Annotated in this window: 3 protein-coding genes; all 3 read right to left on the bottom strand. The window is 67.7% G+C overall.

Annotated elements, in window-relative coordinates; all coding sequences use genetic code 11:
• Positions 1–203: 203 nt before the first annotated feature.
• Positions 204–1,064: an esterase/lipase family protein gene (locus QH470_RS28170; RefSeq protein ID WP_280275382.1), complete on the bottom strand. Its 861-nt coding sequence runs from the start codon at positions 1,062–1,064 to the stop codon at positions 204–206.
• 207 nt (positions 1,065–1,271) lie between these two features.
• A complete protein-coding gene (locus QH470_RS28165) occupies positions 1,272–1,457 on the bottom strand; it encodes an antitoxin (protein WP_280275381.1) in 186 nt (61 codons plus the stop codon).
• A 36-nt stretch (positions 1,458–1,493) separates the two neighbouring features.
• Positions 1,494–3,791 (bottom strand): 5-methyltetrahydropteroyltriglutamate--homocysteine S-methyltransferase, encoded by a 2,298-nt coding sequence (gene metE / locus QH470_RS28160; protein ID WP_280275380.1) that lies wholly within the window; start codon positions 3,789–3,791, stop codon positions 1,494–1,496.
• Positions 3,792–4,136 lie beyond the last annotated feature (345 nt).

Here is a 4,136-nt window from a genome sequence, read left to right as displayed (position 1 = left end):
TCCGTCGTTCACAGGATCCCGCTGCGGCGGCTGAACACGAAAGCGGGCCCCGGGGCCCAAACCCCCCCCCGGCCCAGAAGCGGCGGCAGGGGGGGTGGAAGCGGGGGGCGGGGGGGGCGCCCCCCCCCCCGCCCGCTGTTTCCCCCCCGCCGGGCCCTCTTCGCGCGGGGGGGGGGGGGGGCCCCCCGGCGCCGCTTTCGTGTTCAGCCGCCGCAGCGGGATCCTGTGAACGACGGATCCAACGCCTGCTGCACGATCTGGATAACCGCCGGTGAACGCAGCAATCGACCGTGGTCGAAAGTATCACCGGCACAGACGCTCTGAACCCATACATTCTCCACGAACGCGCCCGGTCCGGCCGTCAGGAAAGTAGCCTCCGGCGGCGTGGACATCTCGTCGAAACGACTGGCGACGACCGTATAGCGCACACCCGGCTCGGTATCGCCGTCGGCATTGAGAGCCCGCAGGAATTCGCTGCCCACCACCTGCTGTGCGGCGGCCCGGCCGAGTACCGCGGCCACGATCTCCTTACCCGGATCCGAAGCGCTTCCGGAAGGAAGCAGATATCCGAGATTACTGGCGGTCGTGCCGTGATTGGTGGCGCCCACGGTGATCAATTGGTCCACCGAATTCCGCTGTGGATCAGCGCGATTCACACCGCCGCCGAAGCGCATGTACTGACGCGCCACCAGCCCGCCCTGTGAATGCGCGACGATGTCCACGTGCGCCGCACCGGTCGAGGAGCGCACCCGGTCGACGAATCGCGCCAACTCCGCGGCCGAGTCCCGGATATCGGCGGTCCCGTAAATACCCGGCTGCGCGCCGTACGCGCTGGAGGTGTCGCGCCCGTAGTTGAGGGTGAAGACGCAATAGCCCGCGGCCGACAGCTTGGGCGCCAGCACATCCCAGCTGTTCTGGTTCCCCCAGGTGCCGTGGACCAGGACCACCGGCGCCGGATGCGCCGTCGTCGGTGTGCATTGCCAATCATTCGCTCCGGACGGTGAAGAACTTCCGTCTCGCACCTGCTCGACGTTCGGCGGTGGCTCCGCGAATGCCGCGCTCACCCCCAACACCGTGCATAAACCTATTGCGGAAAGCAGCACGGCCAGCGAACGCATCACCCATCCCTTCCACTGCGAAGAGGAGTAGCAGATCGTTAGCCGATGCTATGCCGAGGTGCTCGAAAATCCGCGCAGGCGGGGCCGGAAGGGTCCGAATACGACGAACGGCGGCCCGGATATGTCATCCGGACCGCCGTGTCGGGTCTGCTGTTACTTGTGGCCCTGCTCGCGCAGCGTCTTCTTGGCCGTCGTCTGCGCCTTGTCGACATGCTCGGCGTACTTGCCGCCGGTCTGCTTGTCGATGGCGTCACCGACCTTGTCGATCACCGGATCGAGCTTGTCGGCATGCTTGCCGGCCAGGTCGGCCGCCTTCTTCAGCTGGTCGAACATTCCCATGACCACATCTCCCGTCGCGAAACTGGTGTTTCCAGGCTAACCTGCCGCACGCCGCCGCACCCGGCGCGCGGCCGCGACCAGGTTGCGCAGCGACGGCTCCAGCTGCCAATAGTGCCGAGTCTTCAAGCCGCCGTCCGGATTCGCCCACAGTCGCTCGGGGGTAACCGCCGCGGCCGCGGCGGTGAGCAGTTCATCGATCTCGTCGATGTCCGGGATGCGCGCCGAACGGCTTTCGTACACACCGGGACCCACGCCGTGGGACAGGCCGTGGCCCTCCTCGACGTCCTCCCGCAGCGCCCGCACAACCCATTCGATGGAACGGGTGGCGACGATCGCGGTGACGTCGGCATCCAATTCCTCGATGGCCCGGACGATTTCGGCCCGGCCCGAATAGGCGATGTGCGTGTGGATCTGCGTTTCCGGCCGCACCCCCGAGGTCGCCAGGCGGAACGCGTTCACCGCCCAGCGCAGGTATTCGATCCGGCCGTCGGGGCGCAGCGGCAGCAGTTCACGCACGGCCGGTTCGTCGACCTGGATGATCGACACCCCGGCCTTCTCCAGGTCGGCCAGCTCGTCGCGGATCGCCAGCGCGACCTGGTCCGCGGTCTCGTACAGCGGTTGGTCCTGGCGCACGAAGGAGCGCGCCACCATCGTGACCGGGCCGGTCACAATGCCTTTCACCGGTTTGTCGGTGAGCGACTGGGCGTAGGTGATCCAGTCCACCGACATCGGCTTCGGCCGCGCCACGTCGCCGTAGAGGATCGGCGGCCGCACACAGCGCGACCCGTAAACCTGGACCCAGCCGAAATGCGTGGTGGCGAAACCGTCGAGCAGTTCGGCGAAGTACTGGATCATGTCGTTGCGCTCGTGCTCGCCGTGCACCAGCACGTCCAGGCCGATGTCCTCCTGCAGCCGGATGGTGGACTCGATCTCGGCTTCAATGCGCTTGCGGTACTCGTCGTAGGACAGCCGTCCCTCGCCGAGTTCGTAGCGGGCCTGGCGGATGGCGGCGGTCTGCGGGAAGGAGCCCAGCGTCGTCGCGGGCACCACGGGCAGATTCAGCTTGTCGCGCTGGGCTTCTCGGCGCACGGCGTAGGGTTCGCGCTCGCGCATCTCCGGTGTCACGGCGTAAACACGTTGCCGCACAGCGTGTTTCTGCTTGAAGTGCACCTCGGTGGGACGACGCCGCCAGTGCTCCGACGGCCCCTCGGTCAGTGCCTTCGCCAGCGAAACCACCTCGAGCACTTTCTGTTTCGCGAAGGCGAGGCGGTCGGCGACATTGCCGTCGATGTCGTATTCGACGAGGACGTCGTAGGGCACGTGCAGCAGCGTGGTGCCGGTGGACACCACCAGATCGGGGCAGACCTGCGCCAGCTCGTTGAGGTACTGGAGGGTGACGTAGCGGTCCGCGCGCCACACGTTGGTTCCGCTGATCACGCCCGCGTACAGGCGCTTACGCCGGATGCCGGGGATCTTCGCCAGCTCCTCCGGCCGCATCCGGTAGCTGGCCAGATCCAGGCCGATCGCCTCCACGGCCGTGCCCGCCAGGATCCGCACGGCCTCGCCGAAGTCGCCGTACTGTCCCGTGACCAGGATGCGCGGGCGCAGCGGCGCGGTCGAAAGTCGTTGGTACGCCTGCTCGAACGCCGCCAGTTCCGCCGGCGTGCGCTCGCTGGTGAAGCACGGTTCGTCCAACTGCACGCAGGTCGCCCCGCGCTTGGCGAGGATCTCGAACAGCTCCTCGTACACCGGGAGCAGCCGGTCCAGCAGGGTCAGCTGATCGAATTCGGCCTCGCCCGGGACCTGCCCGGCCTTCGACAGCAGCAACAGCGAGAGCGGGCCCAGCACCACCGGGCGCTGTTCGATACCGGCCGCCTTGGCCCGGTCCCACTCGTCGAGCAGGGCCTCGGGATGCAGCGAGAATTCGGTGTCGGCGTTCAGCTCCGGCTGGCGGTAGTGGTAGTTGGTGCCGAACAGGCGCACCAGCTCCAGGGGCGGTAGATCCGGGCGACCGCGCGCCATCAGGAAGTAGAAGTCCAGCGGGTGCAGGTCGGCGCGGTACGGCTGGAATCGCTTGGGCACCGCGCCGAACAGCAGCGCGTTGTCGAGGATGTGGTCGTAGAAGGAGAAGGTGTTGCCGGGCACCTGGGTCAGCCCGGCCGCGTGCAACTCGGCGAACTGAGTGTCCTGAATTTCACGGCCGACCGCGAGCAGTTCCTCCCGCTCCAGCGATCCGCGCCAGTACGCCTCCAGCGCACGCTTGAGTTCCCGATGCGGTCCGATCCTCGGATACCCGAGGATGCTCGATCCGAAGCCGTCGGCAATGTTGGCCATGAGCGGGATGCTCCTTCCGCGCCGCAGGGGTTCAGCCCGACCCTCTGTGCAGCTTATGCCCGGTGCCGCAGGCAATCATTCGTCTACGGCGCGCAGTTTTCTCTTGTCCCCTGTAGTTTGGGGGGGGGGGGGGGGGGGGGGGCAGCGGGAGGGTTTGGTTGAGGGGTGGAAATAGTGAGGAACACACACACAACACCCCCCCCCCCCCCCCCCCGCGCGCGTTGCGGGGCCCCCCCCGGCGGGGGGGGTCGGCCCCCAACCCCTCCAAACACCCCCCCTTGGGGGCCCCCAACCCCGCCCCCGACAGCCGCGCCCAGCGACGCGTGCTGCAGCTCCGCGAAGAAC

Source organism: Nocardia wallacei, from assembly GCF_029868745.1.
GTDB classification, from domain to species: domain Bacteria; phylum Actinomycetota; class Actinomycetes; order Mycobacteriales; family Mycobacteriaceae; genus Nocardia; species Nocardia wallacei_B.
The sequence above is the reverse complement of the archived record's forward strand: the minus strand, read 5'-3'. Positions and strand labels throughout refer to the sequence as shown.

Coding starts and splice junctions, on each gene's coding strand:
- metE (WP_280275380.1), bottom strand. CDS start 3,791: ATGGCCAACATTGCCGACGGCTTCGGATCGAGCATCCTCGGGTATCCG.
- QH470_RS28165 (WP_280275381.1), bottom strand. CDS start 1,457: ATGGGAATGTTCGACCAGCTGAAGAAGGCGGCCGACCTGGCCGGCAAG.